We start from the raw sequence: 24,874 nt of genomic DNA, 5'->3' as shown, positions 1-24,874 counted from the left end.
GAAGAAAGTGTGCTGACTGCACAGTGATCATTGTGGCAGACGCACGCTTTTTGCGAGATCAGCGGCCCCTTCGAAGCGGCCCGCATATTGCTCTAGCTGCTCCATCCACTACCCGGAGCAGCATCGATGAGCGCGCCCAGCGAATTCCCGTTATCCGAAGCCCCGCAGTCAGCCCGCAAGGGCCTGCTGCCGATCGCCATGGTTTTGTTTAGTTTCACCTTCTTCACCGGCACCATGTTCGCCGGCGGCAAGCTGGGCATGGCGTTCAATTTCGTCGACATGCTGTGGATCGCCACCATCGGCAACTCACTGCTGGCGTTGTACGCCGCGAGCCTGGCGTTCATCGCCTCGCGCAGCGGGCTCAACACGGTATTGATGGGGCGCTTTTGCTTTGGCGAGGCGGGCAGCCGGCTATCGGACTTCCTGCTGGGTTTCGCCGAGCTGGGCTGGTACGCCTGGGGCACCGCGACGGTGGCGATCGTGCTGGTGAAAATCCTGGGCCTGGCTGAGGGCTTCACTGTGCCGCTGATGGTGCTGTTCGGTCTTGGTTTCAGCATTACCGCGATCATTGGCTTCAAGGGCCTGGACCTGCTGTCGCGGGTGTCGGTGCCGTTGATGTTCGTGCTGTTGCTGGTGTCGATGTACATCGCTACCGGCGACGCCGGTGGTTTTGCTGGCCTGGCTGCGGTGGTGCCGCACGAGGCGATGACGTTTTCAGCGGCGGTGACCATGGTCTTTGGCACCTTCGCCAGCGGTGCGACTCAAGCCACCAACTGGACGCGCCTGTCGCGCAGCGGGCGGGTCGCGGTGACCGCCAGTGTGGTCAGTTTTCTGCTCGGCAATGGCTTGATGGTGGTGGCGGGAGCATGGTGCGCGATGGTCTATCAGCAGGCCGATATCGTCGAGGTGATGATCCTGCAGGGCTTGTCGTTCGCTGCAGTGATCATGCTCTGCCTCAACCTGTGGACCATCCAGGGGCCGACCATCTACAACGTCTCGGCAGCGGCCTGCCATCTCCTGCGCAGCGAACGCCGGCGCACGGCAACTCTGGTCGCGGCGGGGCTGGGCATCCTCTTGGCGATTGGCGGCATGTACGAGCTGCTGATCCCGTTTCTGGTGCTGCTGGGTTCGATCATTCCGCCGGTCGGCGGGGTGATCATGGCTGATTTCTGGTACCGCCACCGCGGCAAGTACCCGGCGCTGGCCTCGGTTCAGTTGCCACGCTACAACCTCAAGGGGCTGACTGCCTACGCCGTCGGTGCGCTGTTGGCCTACAGCTCGCCGTGGGTCGCGCCGCTGGTGGGAATTGGCGCTTCGGCGCTGTGCTATATCGTCCTGCTTGAGCTGAGCGGTCGGCGGCGGGTGCTGGCGCAGGTCGAGCCGTGAGCCTGGCATTGGAAGAAATTCTGCGCCTGCCCGGGCTTGCACAGATGACCGTGCGCGCCGGCCAACGCAACCTGCAGCGGCGGGTGCGCTGGCCCTACGTGGCCGAGAACGAGGGTATTGCCGAATGGGTGATGGGCGGTGAACTGGTGTTCGTTACGGGCATCAATCACCCGCGCGGCGAGGCCAATCTGCTGAGCCTGGTCGAGGATGGCGACGCGGTGGGCATCGCCGGTCTGGTGATCCTCACTGGTGGCAGCTTCATTCAGCAGATTCCACCGAAGGTGATCGAACGCGCCGAGCAACTGGGCCTGAGCTTGATCGAGCAGCCCTACGCGCTGAAGATGGTGGTGGTGACCCATTTGATCGGTACGGCGCTGGTGCAGATGGCGCAAGCGCGCCGCTCGCGGGATGACATCATCGGGCAATTGCTGACCGGCGATTATCCAAGCCTGGCCATCGCCCGGCAACGCGCCGCGCACTTGCAGCTGGCGCTGGACGAGCCGCGGCGGCTGGTGGCGCTGCGGCTGGCAGGCGATGAGGTATTCGAACAGCATGCTCCGGAGCAAGCCGAGCGCCTCTGGCAGGCCAGCCAGCAAGCGCTGGAAGACTGCCTGCAAGCATGGTGTCGCACCCAGCCTGGCGCTGTCACGGCACAGTTGCCGGGCGATCTGTTCGTGCTATTGCTGCCTGACGTGCCGAACCTGCGCGGTGGGCTGGCGCAGTTGCATCAGCAATTGCGGGTTATTGCCGGTGACACCGGGGTATATCTGGGCATGTCCTGCCTGGCCGAGGATTGCGCGCACTATCGCCAGGCACTCAACGAAGCCCGTCAGGCGCTCGACGTCGCCCAGCACCTGCGCCCGGCCAGCGGCCTGTGCGACTTCAGCGAGCTGGGCGTGCTGCGCCTGTTGCAGGGGATCAGCGACCGCGGCCTGATCGACAGCTTCGTCAGCCAAACCCTCGGTCGCCTGATCGAAACCGGGCGCAAGCATCCCCATGCGTTGTTGCACACCCTCGATGCCCTGCTGGGCGCCAACGGCAACGCCTTGCAGGCCGCCGCGCGCTTGGGCCTGCACCGCAACACCATCAATCAACGCATCGGCAGAATCGAACAACTGAGCGGACAATCACTCGATGATCCGCTTTTTCGTATGAATGCTGCGGTCGCTATGCTCATATGGCGCATGACCGCAGCCCAGGGCAAGGAGTAGAACCATGAACATCATCAATGCACGCCTGCGTGGCAAGGACGGGCTGTTTCGCATCGAACTCGAAGGCGATTGCATCGCTGCGATCCAGGCGCAGAGCGGGCCGCTGGCGCTGAATAACGCCAGTGATATCGACGCGGAGCACAACCTAGTGGTGCCGCCCTTTATCGAGCCGCATATTCACCTCGATGCCACCCTCACCGCTGGCGAGCCCAACTGGAACATGAGCGGTACCTTGTTCGAGGGCATCGAGCGCTGGGCCGAGCGCAAAGAGCTCAATACCCATGAAGACACCAAGACCCGCGCCAGCAAGACCATCGGCATGCTGGTCGATCACGGCATCCAGCATGTGCGTACCCATGTCGACGTCACCGATCCCAAGCTGACCGCACTCAAGGCGATGATTGAAGTGCGCGAAGAAGTGCGCCACCTGATCGACCTGCAGATTGTCGCGTTTCCGCAGGAGGGCATCGAGTCGTACGCCAATGGTCGCGCCTTGATGACCGAGGCGGTGGCGATGGGCGCGGATGTGGTGGGCGGTATCCCGCACTTCGAGAACACCCGTGATCAGGGCGTGTCGTCGATCAAGTTTCTGATGGACCTGGCCGAGCGCAGCGGTTGCCTGGTGGATGTACATTGTGACGAGACCGACGACCCGCAGTCGCGCTTTCTTGAAGTGCTGGCCGAGGAGGCGCGGGTGCGCGGCATGGGTGCGCGGGTTACCGCCAGCCACACCACGGCAATGGGTTCGTATGACAACGCCTACTGCTCGAAGCTGTTCCGCTTGCTGAAAATGTCGGGCATCAACTTTGTTTCCTGTCCGACCGAGAGCATCCACCTGCAGGGCCGGTTCGACACCTACCCCAAACGCCGTGGCCTGACCCGCGTCGCCGAAATCGACCGCGCCGGGATGAACGTGTGCTTTGGCCAGGACTCGATCGTCGACCCGTGGTACCCGCTGGGCAATGGCAACATTCTGCGCATTCTCGAGGCCGGCTTGCACATCTGCCACATGCTCGGCTACGAAGACCTGCAGCGCTCGCTCGACCTGATCACCGACAACAGCGCGCGCACCCTCAATCTTGGCAAGCGCTATGGGCTGGAGGTCGGACGGCCAGCGAATCTGCTGGTGCTGTCGGCGCCGGATGATTACGAGATGGTCCGCAGCCAGGGTTACGCACTGGTTTCAGTGCGCAATGGCAAAGTGCTGATGCGCCGCACCCCGGCCCAGGTGCAGCGCCTGGCTTGATCCTGACCATCGCCCGCGCAGGCTTATCTGCGTGGGCGATGGCTGGCGATCGGTCTAATTCGCATTTGCCCCTGAGCGCGATCAGTGGCACGCTTGGCCGGCGATTTTGCATCGCCCCTACAGCGAAATAAGGAAACGCCCAGGTGAGTTGGGAAAAAGTCGGTAAAGCCCTCGTTGGCCTGCTGGTCGCTGGTGCCTGTGCAGGCGGCCTGTATCTGGCATTCAAGCAGGACCCAGCCCTGGAAGCGCGGCTTACCTATTCCTACCTGACCTACCCAAGCCAGTTCAGCGAACGCATCAGTACGGCCAACGACATGCTGCGCTACGAGCGCTTGCACGGGCAGATGAGCGATATCAGCCAGGGCCAGTTGAGCAATCAGCAGGTCGACAAGCTGGTGGACGCGGCCCAGGCGCCGTATCTGGCGTTGTTTGCCAAGCCGTTCGAGGCAGGCCTGGTCGACCATCGTACCGGCCTGGTGATAGAGCTGAAGAACACCCGCGAAGCGCCACTCAGGAACGTCCAGATTCGCTTGCCGGCCAAGGGCCTGGTGCAGGTGCGCGACGATGACGGCAACGACATCATCCCGCAGGCGGCCACCAACCTGATCGACATCGCCACCATCGGCGGGCGCGAAGACTGCAAGGTATGGGTGTACTTCGATTCGGACTACTCGCAGATCCGACAGGGCGGCCTGAGCATTCGCCACGCTGACGGCGAGGCGCAGATTCTCGCTTACCGCGAGTTCGTCGGCCTGCCAGCCACCATTGCCAGCTACAGCCAGCTGCTGCTGGCCTTGCTCGGTGCACTGGCAATCGGTGTATTGGGCCTTGGTTACGCATGCCTGAGCCGCAGCCAGCAGGCTACGGCCCAGCGCCGCGCTTAAGGCGCGACCAGCTCGAAGCGCCCCTGCGGATCTTCCAGCCCGGACATCAGGCGCAGGAACTTGATCCGCTCGCCGCTGATGCTGATATCACCCACTGTGACCTCTTTGACGAAGCCGGTCTGCTTCAAGGCGATACGATCGAGTGTGGCTTTTTTCATGCTGACCTCGACATCCGCACGGCGGTGGCGCGTGCGGTCGCGGTGGGTCAGCACGCCGTTGCGCACGGTCAGCGCATAATCTTCACCCAGGTCAGTGAAGCGCCAGTTGATGGTCAGGTCCTGCTCGGCTGCCTTTTGCGCATCGAGGCGCACGCTGAGCAGATCGAAGAACAGTGGCGCTGCCAGGGCCCGTACCATGTCATCGACGTTGCCGGGGGCTGGGCTTGCGGCAACACCGTCGCGCAGCTCCTGTGCGCCGCTCAGGTAGGCATTGCGCCATGTAGCGTTCTCGCTCTGGTAGCCGAGCTGCTCGAACGCATCGGCCTGCAGCTGACGTGCTGCGCTGTTACCGGGCTGGGCGTAGATCAATTGCCGAGTCAGCTCGGCGACCCAGCGGTAATCACCTGAAGCAAATGCCTTGCGCGCCAGGCTCAGCACCTGGTTGGCGCCGCCCATGGCTTCGACATAGCGCCGGCCGGTGTCGCTCGGTGGCAGTGGGTCGAGGGTAGCGGGGTTGCCGTCGTAGCTTCCCATGTAGCGTTGATAGACCGCACGCACGTTGAGGCTGAGCGAGCCGTAGTAATCGCGGCTGTACCAGCGCTTGGCCAGGCGCGGGGGCAGCGTGGCGAGTTGCGCGGCAATTGCGTCCGGGGTCAGGCCCTGATTGATCAGGCGTAGCGTCTGGCCATCGATATAGGCGTACAGGTCACGCTGGTCGGCAAGGTACTCGCGCACTGCCGCGCCGCTCCAGGTTGGCCAGTGATGCTGGCCGAGGACGATCTCGGCCCGCTCACCGTAACGCACCAAGGTCTGGTCGAGGTAGCGCGACCAGCTTCTGGCATCGCGCACCGGCGCGCCACGCAGGTCGAGCAGGCTCAGTTGACTGTGGGCGACGTTCTCGCCCATGGCCAGCGCCTTGAAGCGCGGCAGCCAGAGGTTCATCTGTGCCGGCGCGTCCTGGCCTGCGGTGAGCTGGAATTCGATGTCGATGCCATCGATGCGCACGGTCTCGAGCGCTTTGCTTATCTCCCGCGTGGGGGCGATCAGGCTGATCGTGGCGTTGCTGGATATGTCTTTGCCCAGGCCTGCATCGACCTGGCCGCGAGGCCCGCGGGGCAGGGCGTTGCCATACAGGTATTCGGCGCGGCGCTGCATCGCCGGGCCCGCCAGCACGTTCTCGCTGATGGCCTGCGCATAGAAACCGCGCGGTGCCAGCACCTGAACCCTGCCGGCCTTGACCTCGGCGGGGTCGACGACGCCGCGCACGCCACCATAGCTGCTCACCTGCGGGTTGCTGTAGATCACCGCCAGCACAGGCTTGCGCGGGCGATGCTTGAAGTACAGCTCCATGGCAGCGCGGGCGGTTTCTACTGAATGCAGCGGGTCGATCACGATCAGGCCGCTGTCGCCTTCGACCAGGGTCATGTTGGCGAGGTCCAGACCACGTACCTGATAGATGCCCTCGGTGACCTGGAACAGGCCAGCGATGGCGTTCAGTTGGGCTTGGCGCCACAGGCTTGGGTTGACGGTGGCAGGCGCTTCACCGTTGATGAAGGCGTAGCGCTGCAGGTCCCACACCGGTTGGCTGTCGGCATTGTCGATGCGGCCATCGAAGCGCTCGATCAAGCCGCGCTGAGCGGCGTCGAAATCGGCGCGGTCGTTGAAGGGGAGGCGCTGCAACCATTGTTGATTGCTTTGGCGGGTGAAGCTGGTGGCGTCTTTTTGCGGTGCATCGGCGGCAGAGGCGAGCGGGCACAGCAGCAATAGCGGCAGTAACAGGCGATGCGGCATAGGGATTCCTTGGCTTGAACGACGCGCAAGGGGGAACAGTAGCCTATGGCAAGGAGGTTTGGGCAGGTGGTAACGCTGTGGCTGTGAGTTTTAGGGCTGCTGAGCAGCCCTAAAACGATGCGCCGTGTTGTTCAGCGCTGGAAACCCAACCCCGACGACAAGTCAGTCTATCAAGTTGACTTAACTCGCCGCCGTTTCCGGTGACGTTTAGCGCTGGCGCCAATGATTTGTGCCGCGTTAATCGCAGATCCAGGATGCTTGCGAGCGTACTCGCAGCGCTGACTTAGCCGCTTTCGTGCAACAGCAGTGCTTGATGAAGCCTTTCGAGCAGAGCCTCACGCACGCTGTCCGGGGCACTCACCTTGATCGAGCCGGCATGCGCCAGCAGCCAGCTCAAAAGGGCCTGGTCATAGGCAACCGTGGCCACCAACCTGGCGTCGCCTTCGGCAAGCGGCTCCAGCAACATGTCGTCCGACAGCGGCTGCGCTGCCAACTGCCGCGCCAGCCCCGGCGTCACCCAGGCCCGCAAGGTGATCGGTTGCGCCATGCAACGATCGCTGGGCTGCGGCTGCTGCAGCAGCTCGGTGCTGAGCTCGGCCTGCCAGTACCAACCATATGGAGTGCCCTTGCTGTTGCAGCGCACCGGAAACAGCTCGGTCAGCTCGTTCAAATCACGCTCGACCGTGCGCTTGCTGGTGCCATGGCCGACCTGGTGTAGGGCCTGCTGCAACTGATTGGAACTCATGCCCGGGTGGCGGTCAGGCAGCAGTTTGAGCAACTGCCACTGGCGGGCGATGGTCTGGCGCGTGGGGTTGCTGGGCAAAGCGGGTTCCTTGGCGCGCGATCACTGCACGGCTCTAGTGGTGGCAATTGGCTATGTTCGCCTAGCATACCTTTTGCTGGGCTTGCAGCCAACGTGCCGTGACAACTGGCCTGCGTCTGCGGTATACCTGAGCGCTACCAAGGGGAGCCCGGAGACGGGCTGAGAAACCGCTGGCAAGATGCAGCGCGGTGACCCTTAGCACCTGATCCGGATCATGCCGGCGAAGGGATGGGACAGCCGACCTGCCTTTGCGCCGGCCTCACTGCGAGGCCGCACCATGCACCACCCGCCTGGCCTCGCTGCCACCTCCCAGAGGACAGCAGCATGAGCGAACGTTTTACCCATTATTTGCGCGAGCAGAGCGAACCGACCTGGTCGGCTGCCGTTGGCCACCGCTTCGTGCGACAACTATGTGATGGTTCCCTGGCGGATCCGGTCATGGTCCGCTACCTGGTTCAGGACCATCGCTTTCTCGACAGCTTTCTGACCTTGCTCGGTGCGGCTATTGCCACAGCCGATACCTTTGAAGCGCGCCTGCGTCTGGGCCGTTTTGCCGGGATGATCTCGAGTGACGAAAACACCTATTTCCTGCGTGCATTCGAGGCCCTCGATGTAAGCCCGGCGCAGCGCGACGAGCCTGCCGACAGTGCGCCCACCGCAGGCTTCAAGGCGATCATGGCCGAGGCGGCGGCAAGCCGCTCCTATGCGGCAGCGCTGGCGGTGCTGAATGTGGCCGAGGGGTTGTACCTGGACTGGGCGCAGAAGGCGCCGCAGCCACTGCCCGAGCACTTCGTCCACGCTGAGTGGATCACCTTGCATGACAACCCGTTCTTCGAGGATTTTGTCGCGTTCCTGCAAGCTGAGCTTGACCGCGTCGGGCCAAAGGAGGCCGAGCTCAGCCGCGACTTCTACCTGCGCACAGTTGCGCTGGAACTGGCCTTCTTCGATGCCGTATACGATGGCGAGGCCTGACATGGATATTTTTGATCGGCTCAAGGCCGCCGCTGCGCCGCAATGGGCGAGCTACGTCGAGCATGACTTCCTGCAGCAGATGCAGACGGGTACCCTCAGTCAGGCGGCGTTTCGCGAGTATCTGGTGCAGGACTACCTGTTCCTGATCCAGTTCGCCCGCGCCTGGGCGCTGGCCGCCTACAAGAGTCGCCTGCCAAGTGACATCCGCGCCGCGCAGGCCGGGCTTGCGGCGATTCTTGACGAGACTGAACTGCACCTGCGCCTGTGCGCCCGCTGGGGCTTGTCGCAAACCGACATTCAAGCTGCCCCCGAGCATCAGGCGACCGTGGCCTATACCCGCTATGTGCTTGACTGCGGCGCCGCCGGCGACCTGCTTGAACTGCACGTTGCGCTGGCACCGTGCGTGATCGGCTACGCCGAAATCGGCCAGCGCCTGGCCGGCGCAATCGGTGATCTGAACCAGCATCCGTACCGCGAATGGATCGGCGAGTATGCCGGTGAGGCCTATCAAGACGTGGCGGCGTCTGCCCGCAAGCACCTGGACGAGCTGGCCGCGCGGAGCATGACCGAGTCACGTTTCACCGAGCTGGCGGCGATCTTTGCCCAGGCCTCACGGCTTGAGGCGGACTTCTGGCAGATGGGATTGCAGGCTGCCGAATAATCGGCTGGTCAGCGTGCTTGAGGTGCCTGCAGGCATAGCTGTGGTACCTCGACGCTGCCTTTGGCGTCGCGGTCGTCGACAGCGGCTGTCACACTTTGTCCCATTTGCGCCAATGCATCTGATTAGGATTCTCTTTTACAGCGGAATTCACAGGTCACTTGCATGCGCGCACCACGTCGTATTTTCAGCCGTTCCTCCACGTTGGCCGTATTTCTGGCGGGTGCCGCGCACGCGCAGACAAACCCTCCAGAACCCGTCCCATTGACCCTTGAAGATGTGGTTGTGACTGCCTCGGGCTTCGAGCAGCGGGTTGAGGACGCGCCCGCGTCGATCACCGTGATCGACGGCGAAGACCTGCGTCGCAAGTCGTACCGCGACCTCGGTGACGCAGTGCGTGATGTCGAGGGTGTCACCGTCAACGGCGGCGCCAACGAAAGCGACATCTCGATGCGCGGCATGCCGGGCGACTACACCTTGATTCTGGTCGATGGCAAACGCCAGAGCGCCCGTGAATCACGGGTCAACGGCAACGCCGGTTACGAGCAGAGCTTTGTCCCGCCGGCAGCCGCCATCGAGCGGATTGAGGTGGTGCGCGGGCCGATGTCGTCGCTGTATGGCTCGGACGCTATCGGGGGGGTGATCAACGTCATTACCCGCAAGGTCTCGCCCGAGTGGGGCGGCTCGATCGGTTACGACTATTCGGCGCGTCAGCACAGCGCAGAGGGCGACGCCGGGCAAACCACTTTCTACTTGAGCGGTCCGCTCAAGGAAGACCTGCTTGGCCTGCAAGTGTGGGGCCGCTACCTGGACCGCCAGGCCGATGCTGACCTGGAACAGACCAACGGCCACAGCAAGGCCGATCACCGCGACCTGACCACGCGCCTGGCCTTCACGCCCACGATCGACCACGACATCCTGCTCGAAGCCGGCGTTACGCGCCTGAAAAACGGTGATGGCGTCAGTGCCAACTGGGCCACCCGCGAGCAAGAGAACAACCGTGATCACTGGTCGCTGTCGCACCAGGGTCGCTGGGGCTGGGCCACCTCTGACGTCGCCCTCTATCAGGAAACCACCAGCCGCGAAGGCAAGGCCACGCCAGACCAGACCGACATCTACGGGCGCAAGCCTGAAATCCGCAACCGCGTGCTCGACGCCAAGTTGGTCGTGCCGACCACCTACAACGTCAGCACGGTTGGCCTGCAATGGCAGGAAAACCAGGTCACCGACTGGAACCAGGGCTTGGGTGACAAGGTTGATTACGAGTTCTCGGTCCAGCAAAAAGCGCTGTTTGCCGAAAACGAATGGTCGGTCACCGACACCTTCGCCTTGACCGGCGGCCTGCGCATGGACAACCACGAAGAATACGGCAACCACTTCAGCCCACGCGTGTACGGGGTCTGGCGCGCGACGGATCAGTGGACGCTCAAAGGCGGTGTTGCCCGCGGTTTCAAGACCCCTGAGCTGCGCGCCGTGGTTGAAGGCTACGCCTACCTGCGCCGCAACCGGTTCGTCATGCTCGGCAACCCTGACCTCAAGCCCGAGACCAGCACCAACTACGAAGTGTCGGCGCTGTGGTCCAACCGCAATGATCTGTCGGCAGGCGTGACGTTGTTCTACAACGACTTTCAGGACAAGCTCTCGACCGTAACCACTGACCGGCGCTGGAACGGCTACATCGTCATGGACCGGGTCAATGTCGACAAGGCGGTGATCCGTGGCGTCGAGCTGACCGGTCAGTGGGACATCCGCTCCGACCTGCTGATCAAAGGCAACTACACCTACACCGACTCCGAGCAGAAGACCGGTGCCAACGCCGGTGCGCCGCTTGCCCTGACGCCGAAACAGAAAGCCAACCTGCGCGGCGAATGGAGGGTCAATGACCGCGCCCAAGCCTGGGCCGCGCTCAGCTACTACGGCGAAGAAACAGGCAACACCGTCACTGCCGAATCGGCGCCGGGCTACACCACTGCCGACATCGGCGGCTCGTATGACCTGACCCATGCGCTGACTGTGAATGCCTCGCTGAACAACATCACCGACAAGCGTCTGGACGACGAGACCTATGGCACGGTGAACTATGGCCGCACGCTGTGGATGGGCGCGACCTACAACTTCTGATCAGAGTAGTAGCAAACGGGGCCGGACACCGGCCCGGTTTGCGTTTGCGCGTGTCAGCCTTGGCCGACCGGCAGCCGCACCAGCGCGCACAGCCCGCGTGGTTTGCGGTTTTCCAACAGCAGTTCACCGCCATGGGCCTGAATGCAGGCACGGGCGATCGCCAAGCCCAGACCGAGGCCGCCACCGCTGCGGGCGTCGGCACCACCGCGGCCGAGCTGGACAAAGGGTTCAAAGACTTTTTCCAACCACTGCTCAGGCAGCCCCGGACCTTGATCGGTGATCTCCAGGCGGACCTGGCCGTCAGCCCGGCTGAGCGTCACGTGGGTCGCACCGCCATGCTTCAAGGCGTTGTCGATCAGGTTGGTCAGGGCACGTTTTAGCGCCAAAGGTCGGCAGCTTAGCCAGGCCTGTTGCTGCACATCCCAGGTCAACGGTTGCCCAAGCAGGCGATAACGTCGGTCCAGCTCGTCAAGCAAGTCGTTCAGGCGCAACTGACAGGTCGCCTCCTGCACTGCATCGCCGCGCACGAACTCCAGGGTTTCGCCGACCATCGCCGTCAGCTCGCCCAGGCTTTCCAGCAAGTCGTCGCGGGTGGCGCCGGGGTCAAGCAGTTCAACCTGCAAACGCAATTCGGTCAGCGGCGTGTTGAGGTCATGGCTGATCGCTGCCAACAAGCGGGTGCGGCCTTCGACATGCCGGGCCAGGTTGGCCTGCATCGTGTTGAATGCATGGGTCAGCTCGCGTGCTTCGTGCGGGCCGGTTAACGGCAGCGGCGCAATCCACTCACCACGGCTGACCCGCTCGGTGGCTTTGGCCAGGGCCTTGATCGGGCGCAGCACACGGGCAAAGCCGAACATCATCACCAGCAAGACCGGCAGGGTGGTCATTGGCAAACTGTAAGCCAGTACAGTGCCCCACTGATAAGCACCGCTGGGGTGCTGCTCGGCATTCAGATACTGGCCGTTGCCCAGCGCCAGGCTGCTGCGCAAGCGTAGTGGCGCCCAACCGCCAGGACTGAACGGATAAGCGCGGGCGTCGGTGCCGTTGACCCGCTCCAGTTGCACGATCAGCGAGTGTTCCGGCGATAGCTGCAGGCGCTGGCGCAGGTCGCGGCTAAGCCGCTGTTCTTCAGGGCGAGCGGCGAAAGCACTGACCTCGGGGGTTGCCGCGATCCAGAAGCGGGTTTCCGGGTTGGCCATCTTGGCCAGCATCCTGTTGGCCTGCGCTGCGGGCAGGTCGCGCGCCAGGTTGAACGCAGTTGCCAGGCGCTCCAGGCTGGCTGCCCGGGACAGCGGATGAAGCAGGCTGCCGTGGCGGTGCAGCAGAATGATGCCGATCAAGTGCGAGGCCAGCAGTGCCAGGCACAGCAGCAGCAGTAACTGGTGCAGCAAGCGCTGCGGCCACAGCCGGCGCAGGCTATTCAAGCTCGACATCGGCGGCCAGCAAGTAGCCGCTGCCCCACAGGGTGCGCAGCAGCTCGGCGGTTTGCCGGTCATGGCTGAGCTTGCGCCGCAGGCGACTGACCTGGCGGTCGATGGCGCGTTCGCTGATGTCGCTGTCGTGCGCTGCCGTCAGGTCGACCAGCCGTTGCCGGGTCAGGCTGCGATGCGGGTGGGCCAGAAACACCTGCAGCAGTTTGCCCTCGGCGGTGCTCAACTGAACTGACTCGGCACCTTCGCGGCTGAGCGAGGCGCTGCTGGCGCAGAAGTGCCAGCCGGCGAAGCGATAGCGGCGTGCTGCGGGCGTAGCTGCAGGCTCCGCGTGGAGTCGCGCCTGGGTTGCCTGATGCCGGCGCAGCACGCTGTTCAGGCGCGCGACCAGCTCACGCGGCTCGAACGGCTTGGTCAGATAGTCATCGGCGCCCAGGTCGAGGCCGCGAATGCGGTCTGCAGTGGTGTCGCGGGCGGTCAGCAGGATCACCGGCAGGTTGCAGCGCCGGTGCAGTTGCTGGCACAGCTCGAAGCCATCGCCGTCGGGCAGCATGACATCGAGTACGGCCACGTCGAACGCCTGCTGCTTGAGCAATTGCCAGAGTCCGGCCGCGTCGGCGGCGGTGCGCACCTCGAAACCATGGCGGCGCAGGTAGGTCGCCAGCGGGTCGCGGATCTTGCGGTGGTCATCGACCACCAGCACTCGCGGCGCGGGCGTGGGTTGTTCAGCTGGCATTGGCTATCGCGCGTGATGTGGGAGGCAGGGCGCAATATTACTACGAGTCATTATCATTTGTGACTGCCCGCTGTGGGCAGATTGTCACAGCGGGTATCGTCACCTGCAATCGCTGGCACTAGATAGCCGAGCGGCGCACCTGCTTGACCAGGATCTTCTCCAACAGCTCCCACATCGCCGGGTCGGTGCTGAACGCGACGTTGAAGCGCATCCACCCAGTCGCCTGGGCGTCGACCATGAACAACTGTCCGGGGCCGAGCATGATGCCTTGCTCCAGCGCGTCATCCAGCAGGGCCGCGCTGTCCGGGATGGCCCGGTGGCGCGCCCACACGTACATGCCTTCGTCCGATTCGGTGAACAGCTCGAAGCCCAGCCGGTGCAAATGCCGGCCCACTTCCTGGTGTGCTTCGGCCAGGCGCTGGCGCAGGCGTTTGAGGTGCTTGCGCCAGCGGCCATCGATGATCGCCGCGTAGACCACCCGCTCCATCACTTGGGAGGTGGTCAGCCCAGAGCGCATTTTCAGGCGCAGCAACTGCTGCATCAGTTCCGGGTTGGCGAACAGGTAACCAACCCGCACGTTCGGTGAAATGCTTTTTGAATAGCTGCCGACGTATACGACTTGCTGCAGGTGATCGAGGCTGGCCAGGCACGGCTGCGGCTCCGCGATCATATCGGCGTACAGGTTGTTTTCCACCAGCCGGAAGCCGTGCTGGCTGGCCAGTTGCAGCAAGCGGTGCAGTTGCGGCAACGGCGTACGCGAGCAGGTCGGGCTGTGCAGGTGCGGCTGGGTGAAGAAGACACTTGGGCGGTGTTCGCTGAGCAGTTGCTCCAGGCGATCGAGGTCGTAGCCGGCCGGGGTGCGCGGCACGCCGATCAGGGTAGCCCCCTGAAAACGCAGGATGCTCATCAGGTTGGGGTAGCCTGGGTCGTCGACCAGCACCACATCACCGGGGCGCACCAACGTGCGTACCGCCAGGTCCAGCGCCTGGCTGGCGCCGTGGGTGAGCATCAGCTGCGCCGGGTTGACCACGATCGACAGCTCTTGCTGCAGGTTCTGCGCGGTCAGCGTGCGCAGCTCCGGCAGGCCCATCGGCTCGCCATAGCCGGACAGCTCCAACGGGCTACCGGCGACCTGGCGCATGCCCCGGCGCAGGCCATCTTCGTACATCCAGTCGTTGGGCAGCCAGCCGCAGCCGGGTTTGAACGGCAACTGACGGGTTTCGAAAATCTGCTGCAGGTACCACTCGGCGTTGAACGACGGCCGGTTGTTGTCGGCGCCGTGGGCCGGTCTGTCGAGTTGCTCGCTGGCCGCGCGATTGACGAAAAAGCCGGTGTTGCCGCGGCTGACCAGCAGCCCTTGCGCAACCAGACGGTCGTACGCTTCGACCACGGTGAAGGTGCTCACCGAGTAGGTGGCGGCAAAGGCGCGGATCGACGGGACCTTGGCACCGGGTTTGAGCGCCTGGCTGTCGATCAACTCGCGCAAGCCGTCGATGATCTGGTTGACCAGCGGGGTGGCGGAGTCTGGATGTAGTACGAGCATGGGTGTGCCTTCAGGTGTGCAGACGCGGGGCGTCGGCCGGGTGTCGCGCGGTGTATTGCATGGGCGGCCTGTACAGTGCAGTGCGACTTTCATGCCACTGTGCATGGCTCTATCAGCGCGACATTTTTACATTAGGTGTCTGAGATCGCCAGACACCTTTTGTTTCAGTTCGTTCGAGGCCCGCCTCGCACGACCCACAGGCCGCCAGGGAAGGCCTGCTCGTGCCCTCGCACAGCGCCTGCGCGCATCAGTATCGATGTACAGGTGAAACCGCTTGCCATCGGGGTTTCACGCAATTCCTTAGATAAAAAGAAGCACGGGGACACAACTGATGGACGCAACATCTACAACTACCGCATCCGAAAAAGGGGCGCCGGAGAGCAAGCTGAATGCTTCGCTCAAGTCGCGCCACCTGACGATGATGTCGATCGCCGGGGTCATCGGCGGCGCACTGTTCGTCGGCTCCGGCAGTGTCATTCACAGCGCCGGCCCTGCTGCGGTGCTGGCTTATCTGGCTGGCGGCATCCTGGTGGTGCTGATCATGCGCATGCTCGGTGAAATGGCGACGTCTTCGCCAGACACCGGCTCGTTCTCGACCTACGCCGACCGTGCCATTGGCCGTTGGGCAGGCTTCACCATCGGTTGGTTGTACTGGTGGTACTGGGTCATCCTGATGGCCTGGGAAGCGTATGTGGCGGGCAAGATCCTGCACGGCTTCTTCCCGGGGGTGAGCACCAATGTGTTCGTCCTGGCGACGACCCTGGTGCTGATCACGGTCAACTTCTTCAACGTCAAGCACTACGGCGAGTTCGAGTTCTGGTTTGCCTTGATCAAGGTGATTGCGATCGTCTGCTTCCTGATCGTGTGTGGCTCGGCGGTGTTGAATATCTGGCAGTTCGGTGAGGTCCGCGGGATCACTCACCTGACCGCCGAAGGCTTCATGCCGAACGGCTTTACCACGGTGATTGGTGCGTTGCTTGGGGTGATGTTCGCCTTCCTCGGTGCGGAGATCGTGACCATCGCTGCCTCCGAGTCGAAAGACCCGGCCGGGCAGATCGTCAAGGCGACCAACTCGGTGGTCTGGCGGGTGTGCCTGTTCTATGTCGGCTCGATCTTCCTGATCGTCTGCCTGGTGCCGTGGAATGACCCGCACCTGGGTGAGTCGGGCTATGGCGCTTATCGCCGTACGCTGGAACTGCTGGGCGTGCCATATGCCGAGCTGCTGATGAATTTCGTCGTGTTGACCTCGGTGAGCAGCTGCCTGATCTCGGGCCATTACACTGCCTCGCGCATGCTGTTCTCGCTGGCTCAGCGTGGCGACGCGCCGTCGTTCTTCAAGATCACCCGCGCCGGCACTGGCGTACCGGTGTTCGCGATCGTCGGTTCGTGCGCGGTGGCAGTGGTGTGCGCGCTGATCAACTTCAGCGAGACGCTGCGGCCCAAGGACGTGCTCGACACCTTGATGAACACCACGGGCATGATCGCTTTGCTGGTGTACCTGGTGATCGCCTTCTCCCAACTGCGTATGCGCCGCAAATTGATTGCCGAAGGCAAGGAGATCCGCCTGCAGATGTGGCTGTTCCCTTGGCTGACCTACCTGGTGATTGCGTTTATCGTTGCTGCGCTGGTGACCATGGCGTTCATGCCTGATTACCAGATTCTGGTGGTTTCGACCGGTATTGCTGCCTGTGTGGTGGTGGCGATGGGTATTGTGCATCAGATCCGTTCGGCGAAAAAACTGCACTAAGCAACGCGCTGTATGATGTCGGCCGGTTCCCGCAAGGGGCCGGCCGCGTTTGTTTGTGCGGGTCTCACCGCGAACCCCTCGACATGGCTTATGCTAGGCGCTCAGCCGCCTACAGGAGCCGCCCATGGCCTGGTCTGCCAACCAATATTCGCTGTTTGAAGACGAACGCAGTCGCCCCGTGCGTGATCTGCTGGCGGCGGTGCCGCCGCGTCCAGTGCGTCACGCTACCGACCTTGGCTGTGGGCCGGGCAACTCCACCGAAGTGTTGTTGCAACGCTGCCCGGACGCTCAGGTGACAGCGCTCGACAGTGATCCGGACATGATCGACAAGGCCAATAAACGACCGCGTTTGAGTGTGCCGAGGGTGAGCTGCAAGATTGCCGACATCGCGACCTGGCAAGCAGCCGAACCACAGGACTTGATCCTCGCCAACGCTTCGCTGCAATGGCTCCCCGAGCACGCCACGCTGTATCCGCACCTGGTCCGCCAGCTCAGCGAAGGCGCCAGCCTTGCGGTGCAGACTCCGGACAACATCGACGAACCGGCCCACCGACAGATTCGCGAGATCGCCAAGCGCGGGCCATGGGCCGACAAGTTCGCTGACTTCTCGCTGCCGCCGCGGCATACCGCAGGGTTTTATTACGACTTGCTCAGCCCGCTGTGCAGCCGCGTCGACGTCTGGCGCACCACTTACCATCACCCCTTGGCCGGCGGTGCGCAGGCGGTGGTTGAATGGTTCAAAGGCTCGGCACTGCGACCTTACCTGGATCGTCTGAACGAAGCAGAACAGGCGGACTTTCTGCAGTTGTATCTGCAGGCGATGGAGCATGACTACCCAGCGTCCAGCGATGGCAAGCTGCTGCTGCCGTTCCCGCGCTTGTTTGTGCTTGCTACTCGCTAGCTGCGAAACCAGCGCCAGCTCAGGTAGGGCAGGGAGGGCTCAAAGCTCTTCCTGGACCAGCTGCAAAAAGGTCGCCACCACCCGGCGCGTACGTTGCTCGCTGAGGCAGACCAGTGTTTCAGTCAAGTGCCGCTGGCAGTCGACGATCGGCAGCGCACATACCCGAGCGTCGGCGCCAAACTCGGCAGCCGACACCACGCCAACGCCAATCCCCACTACCACCGCCTCGCGCGCAGCTTCGCGGCCTTCGACCTGAATTGCCGCGCGGATGCGCAGCCCTGCCCGGTGCATTTCCTCTTCCAGCGTCTGCCGCGTCACCGAGCCTGGTTCACGCAGCACCAGCGGCGTGTCGTCCAGATCAGCCAGGCTGATCGAGGCGCGACTGGCCCAGGGGTGGTTGTGCGACACAAACGCCACCATCGGGTCGCGGCGCATTGGCACGCAGTACAGGCGCTCGTCATCGACATCGCGGCCGAGCAGGGCGAGGTCGGCCTGATAGCTGAACAGGCGCGCCAGTGATTCATCGGTGTTGCCAGTCTCGATCTTGACCTGAATGCCGGGGTAACGCTGGCAGAAGCGGGCAATCTGCGGCAACACATGCACCGGCGCATCCACCGCCAACACCAGGCTGCCGGTGTGCAATGCACGCGAATCCTGTAGCAACTCGACGGCTTCGGCTTCGCAGGCGAACAGGCGCTGGGTCACGCCCAGCAGCCGCTCGCCGAGGTCGGTCAGTTGCACCGAGCGTTTATTGCGATGAAACAGCAGTACGCCAAAGCGCTCTTCGAGCTTGCGCACCTGGTCGGACACGGCTGGCTGAGTGAGAAACAGCTTTTGCGCCGCGCGCGTGAAGCTACCGTGTTGAGCGACCGCATGAAACGCCTTGAGCTGTGCCTGAGACACCGACATACCGCCTCCACTTACAAGCTGAGCTTATGTGTGAAATACGATAAATCGATTTTTGTTATCAGTCAGTAACTGTTTCTATGATCGACAGCTCCAGTGCGCAGCAAGACGCAGCGCGCTGGTGGCCATAGCAGCGGCGCGGTCATGTCAGCCGGCCCTGTTATCTGACCCGACGATGGCCACCGTCATGTAGTGCGACTCACAACAACAAGACAGGCGTTTTTTCACATTCTGCCGGCACACTTGAGCGAGAGGTCAGACTCCCATGAACCAAACCCTTGCTGCCATCAAACGGTGGCGTATTCAGATTTTCGCCATTACCTGGCTGGCCTACGCTGGCTTCTATTTCACCCGCAAGGCCTTCTCGGTGGCCAAGCTGGGCATCGGCGAAGACCCAAGCTTCATGCTCGACAAGGCGGCGATGGCCAACCTCGATGCCATCTATCTGGCTGCCTACGCAGTCGGCCAGTTCACCTGGGGCATGCTTGCCGACCGTTTCGGGCCGCGCGTGGTAGTGCTCGGCGGGTTGCTGATTTCAGCGGCGGCGGCGGTGGTGATGGGCAGCTACGCAACCTTCCCGATCTTTGCCACCTGCATGTTGATTCAGGGCCTGGCGCAGTCGACCGGTTGGGCGGGGTTGTGCAAGAACCTTGGCAGCTTCTTCCCTTCGTCGCAGCGCGGCCGGGTGCTGGGGCTGTGGAGCTCGTGCTACGCCTTTGGCGGGCTGGTGGCGTCACCGTTTGCCGGTTGGTGGGCGTATACCTTGATCGGCACCTGGCACGCGGCGTTTTTCTCCAGTGCGGTGGTGGTGGCGCTGGTGGCGGTGTTGTTCTTCTTTCTGCAACGCAACAAGCCTGAAGATGTTGGCCTGCCGGCGGTCGAGCCAGAGCCGCAGAGCATGGCCCCAGGGCCAAACCTGTGCAGCGTATGGCAACCGCTGCGCGAGATCCTGCGTAATCGCACGGTGCTGACACTGGGCCTGGCTTACTTTCTGTTGAAGCCAGCGCGCTATGCCATCTTGCTCTGGGGCCCGGTGATCGTGTTTGAACAGATGCCGTCGGTGGGCAAGGTGGGTGCTGCAATCATTCCCACCGCATTCGAGCTGGCCGGGCTGCTCGGGCCGATCATCATCGGGCTGGCGTCGGACAAGCTGTTCGGCGCCCGGCGCATGCCCGCCTGCGTGATCAGCCTGCTGCTGTTGACGGTGACCCTGGCGTTGTTCATGGCAGCGATGAACAGCGGCAGCATTGCCCTGGTGGTGGGCCTGCTGTTTGTCATGGGCCTGACCTTGTACGGCCCCGATTCAATGATCAGCGGCGCCGCTGCAATTGACTTTGGCAGCGCCAAGGCCGGTGCCACCGCCGCAGGCTTCGTCAACGGTTGCGGCTCGGTGGGCGCGGTGCTGGGCGGCTTGCTGCCGGGCTACTTCGACAGCGTTACGGTATTCATCGTATTTGCTGGCTGCGCGCTGTTCTCCGCACTGGTGCTGCTGCCGCACTGGAACAGCCGCCCGGTCGCCGCCGAACAGGTGGTCGACGTTGCCCCCAATACCAGCATGGCAATCAAGCCACTGCGCAGTTAAAGGAAAGCACAAGCGATGAGACCCTTCTGGCTGCAACAAGCCCTGGATCAGGAGCAGGACGCACTGTGCCCGCCGCTGAGCGCCGACATCCGCTGTGATGTGTGCATCGTCGGTGGTGGTTACACCGGCTTGTGGACGGCATTGATGATCAAGGAGCAGGCGCCGCAGCTGGAGGTGGTGCTGATCGAAGCCGATATCTGCGGCGCCGGGGCCAGTGGCCGCAACGGCGGTTGTGCGTTGTCCTGGTCGGCCAAGTACTTCACCCTCGAGCGCTTGTTCGGCGCGGCCGAAGCGGTGCGCCTGGTGCGCGAATCGGAGCGCAGTATTGCGGCCATCGGCGACTATTGCGCAGCCAATGGCATCTATTGCGACTACCGCATGGATGGCACCCTGTACACCGCCAGCAACGCCGCGCAACTGGGCGGTACCGATGCGGTGATTGCCGCCCTGGCGCGTCAGGGCATCAATTCTTTCGAGCGACTGGCGCTTGAGCAGGTGCAGCAGCGGGCGGGCTCTGCGCGCCATCTTGAAGGCTGGTTCTCGCCGGCCGCCGCGACAGTGCAGCCGGGCCGGCTGGTGCGTGGTTTGCGCCGCGTTGCGTTGCAGCGCGGGGTGCGCATATACGAAGGCACGGCCATGACCAGCCTTGAGCATGGCGCACCGGTACAGGTGCGCACTGCTCATGCAACGGTCCGTGCTGATCGAGTGGTGCTGGGCCTCAATGCCTGGATGGCGCGGGCGTTCCCGCAGTTCGAGCGCAGCGTGGCAATCGTCTCCAGCGATATGGTGATCACCGAGCCGTGCCCTGAGCTGCTCGATGAGATCGGCCTGGACAGCGGCATCAGCGTGCTCGACTCGCGCATCTTCGTGCATTACTACCACAACACCAGCGACGGCCGGCTGATGCTCGGCAAGGGCGGCAATACCTTTGCCTACGGCGGGCGCATGCTGCCGGTGTTTGACCAGCCTTCGCCGTACCAGCCGCTGCTGCGCCAGACGCTCGACGACTTCTTCCCGGCGCTGGCCGAGGTGCCGATTGCGGCGAGCTGGAACGGGCCGTCGGACCGTTCGGTAACCGGCTTGCCCTTTTTCGGGCGCTTGGACGGGCAGGGCAATGTCTTCTACGGCTTCGGCTATTCAGGCAGTGGCGTCGGCCCGTGTCATATGGGCGGGCAGATTCTCTCGTCACTGGCCTTGGGGCTGGACAACCCCTGGACCCGATCAGGGCTGGTCAAAGGCCCACTGGGGCAGTTTCCGCCGGAGCCGATCCGTTATCTGGGCTCGCTGCTGGTGCGCGATGCGATCCGCCGTAAGGAGCGGGCAGAAGACCGCGGCATGCGGCCACGGCGGCTGGACGTGCGCCTGGCCAGGTATGCCGCAGCCGCCGGCAAAGCCGACAAAGGCTGATATTGATCAAGCCTCAGTGCCGGCTGGCGCTGCAGGCGCGAGATTTTTTGCCGAGGGCCGTATAAACTGCTGCCACTTTGGCCGGTCGCTTCCTGAACCGGCCCGCTGAAACGTAGAGAGTCGACATGGGCGCACAGTGGAAAGCCAAGCACAGAGAAACCGCAGCCAATGCCAAAGGCAAGATCATGGGCAAGCTGGCCAAGGAAATTCAGATCGCTGCCAAATCCGGCGCCGACCCTGACTCCAACTCGCGTCTGCGTCTGGCGATAGAACAGGCCAAAAAGGCCTCGATGACCCGCGAGACCCTCGAGCGGGCGATCCGCAAAGGCGCAGGCCTGGATGGCGACGCGGTGCAGTACACCGCCGTCAGCTACGAAGGCTTCGCGCCGCATCAGGTGCCGCTGATCGTCGAGTGCCTGACCGATAACGTCAACCGCACCGTCGCCCAGATCCGCGTGTTGTTCCGCAAGGGCCAGTTGGGCGCCAGCGGTTCGGTAGCCTGGGACTTCAACCATGTTGGCCTGATCGAAGCCACCCCGGACAACGCTGACGCCGATCCGGAAATGGCCGCCATCGAAGCCGGCGCGCAGGACTTCGAAGAAGGTGAAGAGGAGGGCGCGACCCTGTTCATCACCGACACGACCGACGTCGACGCTGTACAGAAGGCGTTGCCAGCGCAGGGCTTTACCGTGATTTCGGCAAAAATCGGCTACACCCCGAAAAACCCGGTAAGTGCTGCCAGCCTCAGTGCCGAGGCTCTGGCCGAAGTTGAAGCGTTCCTCGAAGCGATCAACGACAACGACGACGTGCAGAACGTCTACGTCGGCCTGACTGACTGATCAGTGCACGGGGGCCGCACTGCGGCCCTTTCGCGGCGCAACGCTGCTTTTGTGTGGTACGTCATGCATCCTGTCTTCGCCTCGCTCAGTCTCTCCCATCTTCGGACCCTCGATTGTCTGCTTGAGCTGAAAAACCTCAGCCATGCCGGTGCGCGCCTGGGCGTCAGCCAGTCGGCTTTGAGCCGGCAGTTGGCCAGCTTGCGCGAGGCGTTCGATGATCCATTGCTGGTCCGTCAGGGCCGTGGTTACGTGCTCAGCGAGCATGCCGAGGCGCTGGTCGAGCCGCTGCGCCAGGTGCTCGAAGCCTTGCAGGCGCTGCGCGAGCCGGCTGTGTTCGACCCAGCGAGGTGCGAGCGGCGCTTTTGTCTGGCCGCGTCGGATTACGTTGCCGAGCATATGTTGCCGTTGCTGGTGGCGGCGCTTGAAGTTGAGGCACCAGGGGTGTCGCTGGATTTTCGTACCTGGCAGGCAGGGCAGTATGCGCAGCTCGCCAGCGGTGAGATCGACCTGGCCACGACGCTGTTCGACGAGTCGCCGGCCAACCTTCATGGCCGCCTGCTCGGCGAAGACCGCGCCGTATGCCTGATGCGCGCTGATCACCCACTGACCGCCCGTGAGCTTTTGAGCCAGGATGATTATCTGGCCTTCAAGCATGTGCGCATCAGTGGCGGCGGTGACAAGGACAGCTTCATTGATCGCCACCTGCGGGCGCAGGGGCTGCAGCGGCGGATCAGCCTGGAGGTGCCGTTCTTTTCGGCCACCGTACAGGTGGTTGGCAACAGCCAGGCGCTGGTGACGGTGCCCGAGCACATTGCTCGGCAGCTGGCCCGGTTGCACGGCCTGGCCTGGCGGCGGTTAGCCTTTGTCGAGCACAGCCAGCGCTACTGGGTGGTCTGGCATCAGCGCTTGCAGGCGTCGGCCGAGCACCGCTGGCTGCGCAACCGAGTCTACGAAGTGTGGCGTCAGTCGCAGTTCGGTGTGCACGGCGGGCATGCGCCTTCGCCATAGTACCTATGCACCAGGCGGGGTTATTGCGCGACGGCCCTGCGCCTAGACTGGACTGCAGCAACAGCAGCCCATTCTCAGCCCGCGAGGAGCCCGCGCGTGACCCCCGAACAATTTCGCCAACACGGCCACCAACTGATCGACCTGATTGCCGACTATCGCCAGACCATCGCCGAGCGCCCGGTCATGGCGCAGGTCGAGCCCGGCTATTTGAAAGCCGCCTTGCCTGTGGCTGCGCCGGATCAAGGCGAGCCCTTCGAAGCCATCCTCGACGATTTCAACAAGCTGGTCATGCCCGGCCTGTCGCACTGGCAGCACCCAGACTTTTATGGCTACTTCCCCTCCAACGGCACCCTGTCGTCAGTTTTGGGCGACTTTCTCAGTACCGGCCTGGGCGTGCTCGGCTTGTCCTGGCAATCCAGCCCGGCCCTGAGCGAGCTGGAAGAAACCACCCTCGACTGGCTGCGACAATTGCTGGGTTTGTCTACGCAGTGGAGCGGGGTGATCCAGGACACTGCATCGACCAGCACCCTGGTGGCGTTGATCTGCGCCCGCGAGCGCGCCAGTGACTTTGCCCTGACCCGTGGTGGTTTGCAGGGCCAGCCCAAGCCGCTGATCGTATATGCCAGCGCCCACGCCCACAGCTCGGTGGACAAAGCGGCTTTACTGGCAGGGTTCGGTCGCGAGAACATCCGCCTGATCGCCACCGACGAGCAATTCGCCATGCAGCCAGCGGCGTTGCAGGCGGCCATCGAGGCTGACCTGGCGGCGGGTAATCAACCGTGCGCGGTAGTCGCCACCACCGGTACCACGACCACCACTGCGCTGGACCCGCTGGCAGCGATCGGCGCTATCAGCCAGGCGCACAAACTATGGCTGCATGTCGACTCAGCCATGGCTGGCTCGGCGATGATCCTGCCTGAGTGTCGCTGGATGTGGGACGGTATCGAGCTGGCCGACTCGGTCGTGGTCAACGCGCACAAGTGGCTTGGGGTGGCCTTCGATTGCTCGATTTACTACGTGCGCGACCCGCAGCACCTGATTCGGGTGATGAGCACCAACCCGAGTTACTTGCAGTCGGCGGTCGACGGCGAGGTGAAGAACCTGCGTGACTGGGGCATTCCGCTGGGGCGGCGCTTCCGTGCGCTGAAGCTATGGTTGATGCTGCGCAGCGAAGGGGTGGAGGCCTTGCAGCAGCGCTTGCGCCGCGATCTGGACAACGCTCGCTGGCTGGCCGCTCAGGTGGAGGCCGCAGAAGATTGGCAGGTGTTGGCGCCGGTGCAGTTGCAGACGTTGTGTATTCGTCACTGCCCGGACGGGCTGGAAGGTGCGGCGCTGGATGCGCATACCCGGGCCTGGGCTGATCGACTCAATGGTTCGGGGTTGGCGTACGTCACGCCGGCAACGCTGGAAGGGCAGTGGATGGTGCGGGTATCGGTAGGGGCGCTGCCCACCGAGCGTGAGCATGTCGAACGCTTGTGGGCCAACTTGCAGGCGGTGGTCAGCGCTTGAAACGGCTGGGGCTGCA

General features: G+C 63.3%; 20 protein-coding genes and 1 riboswitch. Of the genes, 14 read left to right on the top strand and 6 right to left on the bottom strand.

Translation table 11 applies throughout. The features are described 5' to 3' along the window. The first annotated feature begins 126 nt into the window (after nt 1-126). From codB to K3F44_RS09240, 4 genes are all read left to right on the top strand, one after another. Nucleotides 127-1,386, top strand: coding sequence for a cytosine permease (gene codB / locus K3F44_RS09255; RefSeq protein ID WP_220633866.1), 1,260 nt, complete (start codon nt 127-129; stop codon nt 1,384-1,386). Then, nucleotides 1,383-2,597, top strand: coding sequence for a PucR family transcriptional regulator (locus K3F44_RS09250; protein ID WP_220633865.1), 1,215 nt, complete (start codon nt 1,383-1,385; stop codon nt 2,595-2,597). The genes codB and K3F44_RS09250 overlap by 4 nt, the downstream gene beginning before the upstream one ends. Nucleotides 2,598-2,601: 4 nt before the next feature. Next, nucleotides 2,602-3,843 carry a cytosine deaminase gene (gene codA, locus K3F44_RS09245; RefSeq protein WP_220633864.1) on the top strand — a complete coding sequence of 414 codons (1,242 nt, stop codon included), beginning with the start codon at nt 2,602-2,604 and terminating at the stop codon, nt 3,841-3,843. Nucleotides 3,844-3,986: 143 nt separating this feature from the next. Then, nucleotides 3,987-4,727, top strand: a complete 741-nt coding sequence (locus tag K3F44_RS09240) for a hypothetical protein (RefSeq protein WP_150568923.1) — start codon at nt 3,987-3,989, stop codon at nt 4,725-4,727. Here K3F44_RS09240 and K3F44_RS09235 read toward each other — a convergent pair. Together K3F44_RS09235 and K3F44_RS09230 are read right to left on the bottom strand one after the other, a co-directional pair. Next, nucleotides 4,724-6,676: an alkyl/aryl-sulfatase gene (locus tag K3F44_RS09235; RefSeq protein WP_220633863.1), complete on the bottom strand. Its 1,953-nt coding sequence runs from the start codon at nt 6,674-6,676 to the stop codon at nt 4,724-4,726. The genes K3F44_RS09240 and K3F44_RS09235 overlap by 4 nt on opposite strands. Before the next feature lie 283 nt (nt 6,677-6,959). Continuing rightward, a complete protein-coding gene (locus tag K3F44_RS09230) occupies nt 6,960-7,499 on the bottom strand; it encodes a WYL domain-containing protein (protein ID WP_220633862.1) in 540 nt (179 codons plus the stop codon). Nucleotides 7,500-7,629: 130 nt separating this feature from the next. After that, a riboswitch (TPP riboswitch) is annotated at nt 7,630-7,745 on the top strand. A gap of 78 nt (nt 7,746-7,823) precedes the next feature. Between K3F44_RS09230 and K3F44_RS09225 the strand changes: the two genes are divergently transcribed. The 3 genes from K3F44_RS09225 to K3F44_RS09215 all read left to right on the top strand — a co-directional run bounded on the left by K3F44_RS09225 (nt 7,824) and on the right by K3F44_RS09215 (nt 11,250). Continuing rightward, nucleotides 7,824-8,471, top strand: a complete 648-nt coding sequence (locus K3F44_RS09225) for a TenA family protein (RefSeq protein WP_150568925.1) — start codon at nt 7,824-7,826, stop codon at nt 8,469-8,471. A 1-nt stretch (nt 8,472) separates the two neighbouring features. Further along, the gene (gene tenA, locus K3F44_RS09220) at nt 8,473-9,132 is read left to right on the top strand and encodes a thiaminase II (RefSeq protein ID WP_220633861.1); all 660 of its coding nucleotides are present in this window, start codon (nt 8,473-8,475) and stop codon (nt 9,130-9,132) included. A gap of 162 nt (nt 9,133-9,294) precedes the next feature. Then, nucleotides 9,295-11,250: a TonB-dependent receptor domain-containing protein gene (locus K3F44_RS09215; RefSeq protein ID WP_220633860.1), complete on the top strand. Its 1,956-nt coding sequence runs from the start codon at nt 9,295-9,297 to the stop codon at nt 11,248-11,250. A gap of 53 nt (nt 11,251-11,303) precedes the next feature. Here K3F44_RS09215 and K3F44_RS09210 read toward each other — a convergent pair whose 3' ends face one another. From K3F44_RS09210 to K3F44_RS09200, 3 genes are all read right to left on the bottom strand, one after another. Beyond that, complete coding sequence (locus K3F44_RS09210) at nt 11,304-12,641, bottom strand: ATP-binding protein (RefSeq protein ID WP_220634167.1); 1,338 nt, start codon at nt 12,639-12,641, stop codon at nt 11,304-11,306. Nucleotides 12,642-12,666: 25 nt separating this feature from the next. Then, nucleotides 12,667-13,416, bottom strand: coding sequence for a response regulator transcription factor (locus K3F44_RS09205; protein ID WP_220633859.1), 750 nt, complete (start codon nt 13,414-13,416; stop codon nt 12,667-12,669). Nucleotides 13,417-13,534: 118 nt separating this feature from the next. Then, nucleotides 13,535-14,959 (bottom strand): PLP-dependent aminotransferase family protein, encoded by a 1,425-nt coding sequence (locus K3F44_RS09200; protein ID WP_150568928.1) that lies wholly within the window; start codon nt 14,957-14,959, stop codon nt 13,535-13,537. Nucleotides 14,960-15,290: 331 nt separating this feature from the next. Here K3F44_RS09200 and K3F44_RS09195 point away from each other — a divergent pair, with 331 nt between their 5' ends. Next, a complete protein-coding gene (locus K3F44_RS09195; protein ID WP_101320351.1) occupies nt 15,291-16,706 on the top strand; it encodes an amino acid permease in 1,416 nt (471 codons plus the stop codon). Nucleotides 16,707-16,830: 124 nt separating this feature from the next. Then, nucleotides 16,831-17,607: a trans-aconitate 2-methyltransferase gene (gene tam / locus K3F44_RS09190; RefSeq protein WP_101320349.1), complete on the top strand. Its 777-nt coding sequence runs from the start codon at nt 16,831-16,833 to the stop codon at nt 17,605-17,607. Between the two features lie 39 nt (nt 17,608-17,646). On the opposite strand, the gene K3F44_RS09185 is transcribed toward tam, so the two are convergent. Continuing rightward, on the bottom strand, nt 17,647-18,516 hold the full coding sequence (locus tag K3F44_RS09185) for a LysR substrate-binding domain-containing protein (RefSeq protein WP_101320347.1): 870 nt from the start codon (nt 18,514-18,516) through the stop codon (nt 17,647-17,649). Nucleotides 18,517-18,778: 262 nt separating this feature from the next. On the opposite strand from K3F44_RS09185, the gene K3F44_RS09180 reads away from it, so the two are divergent. From K3F44_RS09180 to K3F44_RS09160, 5 genes are all read left to right on the top strand, one after another. After that, on the top strand, nt 18,779-20,095 hold the full coding sequence (locus tag K3F44_RS09180; protein ID WP_101320344.1) for an MFS transporter: 1,317 nt from the start codon (nt 18,779-18,781) through the stop codon (nt 20,093-20,095). A gap of 15 nt (nt 20,096-20,110) precedes the next feature. Then, nucleotides 20,111-21,502 carry an FAD-dependent oxidoreductase gene (locus K3F44_RS09175; RefSeq protein ID WP_150571771.1) on the top strand — a complete coding sequence of 464 codons (1,392 nt, stop codon included), beginning with the start codon at nt 20,111-20,113 and terminating at the stop codon, nt 21,500-21,502. 125 nt (nt 21,503-21,627) lie between these two features. Then, nucleotides 21,628-22,341 carry a YebC/PmpR family DNA-binding transcriptional regulator gene (locus K3F44_RS09170; RefSeq protein WP_101320340.1) on the top strand — a complete coding sequence of 238 codons (714 nt, stop codon included), beginning with the start codon at nt 21,628-21,630 and terminating at the stop codon, nt 22,339-22,341. Nucleotides 22,342-22,404: 63 nt separating this feature from the next. Beyond that, complete coding sequence (locus K3F44_RS09165) at nt 22,405-23,349, top strand: LysR family transcriptional regulator (protein ID WP_220633858.1); 945 nt, start codon at nt 22,405-22,407, stop codon at nt 23,347-23,349. A 96-nt stretch (nt 23,350-23,445) separates the two neighbouring features. Further along, nucleotides 23,446-24,858, top strand: coding sequence for a DOPA decarboxylase (locus K3F44_RS09160; protein ID WP_220633857.1), 1,413 nt, complete (start codon nt 23,446-23,448; stop codon nt 24,856-24,858). Nucleotides 24,859-24,874: the final 16 nt, after the last annotated feature.

The sequence above is a fragment of the Pseudomonas sp. S07E 245 genome (assembly GCF_019599025.1).
Classification (GTDB): domain Bacteria; phylum Pseudomonadota; class Gammaproteobacteria; order Pseudomonadales; family Pseudomonadaceae; genus Aquipseudomonas; species Aquipseudomonas shirazensis.
Note: the sequence above shows the minus strand (reverse complement) of the source record. Positions and strands in the feature narration are given on the sequence as shown.

Excerpts from the sequence above, each read along its gene's own strand:
- K3F44_RS09215 (WP_220633860.1), top strand. The coding sequence starts at position 9,295 with ATGCGCGCACCACGTCGTATTTTCAGCCGTTCCTCCACGTTGGCCGTA.
- K3F44_RS09205 (WP_220633859.1), bottom strand. The coding sequence starts at position 13,416 with ATGCCAGCTGAACAACCCACGCCCGCGCCGCGAGTGCTGGTGGTCGAT.
- codA (WP_220633864.1), top strand. The coding sequence starts at position 2,602 with ATGAACATCATCAATGCACGCCTGCGTGGCAAGGACGGGCTGTTTCGC.
- K3F44_RS09165 (WP_220633858.1), top strand. The coding sequence starts at position 22,405 with ATGCATCCTGTCTTCGCCTCGCTCAGTCTCTCCCATCTTCGGACCCTC.
- K3F44_RS09170 (WP_101320340.1), top strand. The coding sequence starts at position 21,628 with ATGGGCGCACAGTGGAAAGCCAAGCACAGAGAAACCGCAGCCAATGCC.
- K3F44_RS09185 (WP_101320347.1), bottom strand. The coding sequence starts at position 18,516 with ATGTCGGTGTCTCAGGCACAGCTCAAGGCGTTTCATGCGGTCGCTCAA.
- K3F44_RS09225 (WP_150568925.1), top strand. The coding sequence starts at position 7,824 with ATGAGCGAACGTTTTACCCATTATTTGCGCGAGCAGAGCGAACCGACC.
- K3F44_RS09175 (WP_150571771.1), top strand. The coding sequence starts at position 20,111 with ATGAGACCCTTCTGGCTGCAACAAGCCCTGGATCAGGAGCAGGACGCA.
- tam (WP_101320349.1), top strand. The coding sequence starts at position 16,831 with ATGGCCTGGTCTGCCAACCAATATTCGCTGTTTGAAGACGAACGCAGT.
- codB (WP_220633866.1), top strand. The coding sequence starts at position 127 with ATGAGCGCGCCCAGCGAATTCCCGTTATCCGAAGCCCCGCAGTCAGCC.
- tenA (WP_220633861.1), top strand. The coding sequence starts at position 8,473 with ATGGATATTTTTGATCGGCTCAAGGCCGCCGCTGCGCCGCAATGGGCG.
- K3F44_RS09195 (WP_101320351.1), top strand. The coding sequence starts at position 15,291 with ATGGACGCAACATCTACAACTACCGCATCCGAAAAAGGGGCGCCGGAG.
- K3F44_RS09200 (WP_150568928.1), bottom strand. The coding sequence starts at position 14,959 with ATGCTCGTACTACATCCAGACTCCGCCACCCCGCTGGTCAACCAGATC.
- K3F44_RS09180 (WP_101320344.1), top strand. The coding sequence starts at position 18,779 with ATGAACCAAACCCTTGCTGCCATCAAACGGTGGCGTATTCAGATTTTC.
- K3F44_RS09235 (WP_220633863.1), bottom strand. The coding sequence starts at position 6,676 with ATGCCGCATCGCCTGTTACTGCCGCTATTGCTGCTGTGCCCGCTCGCC.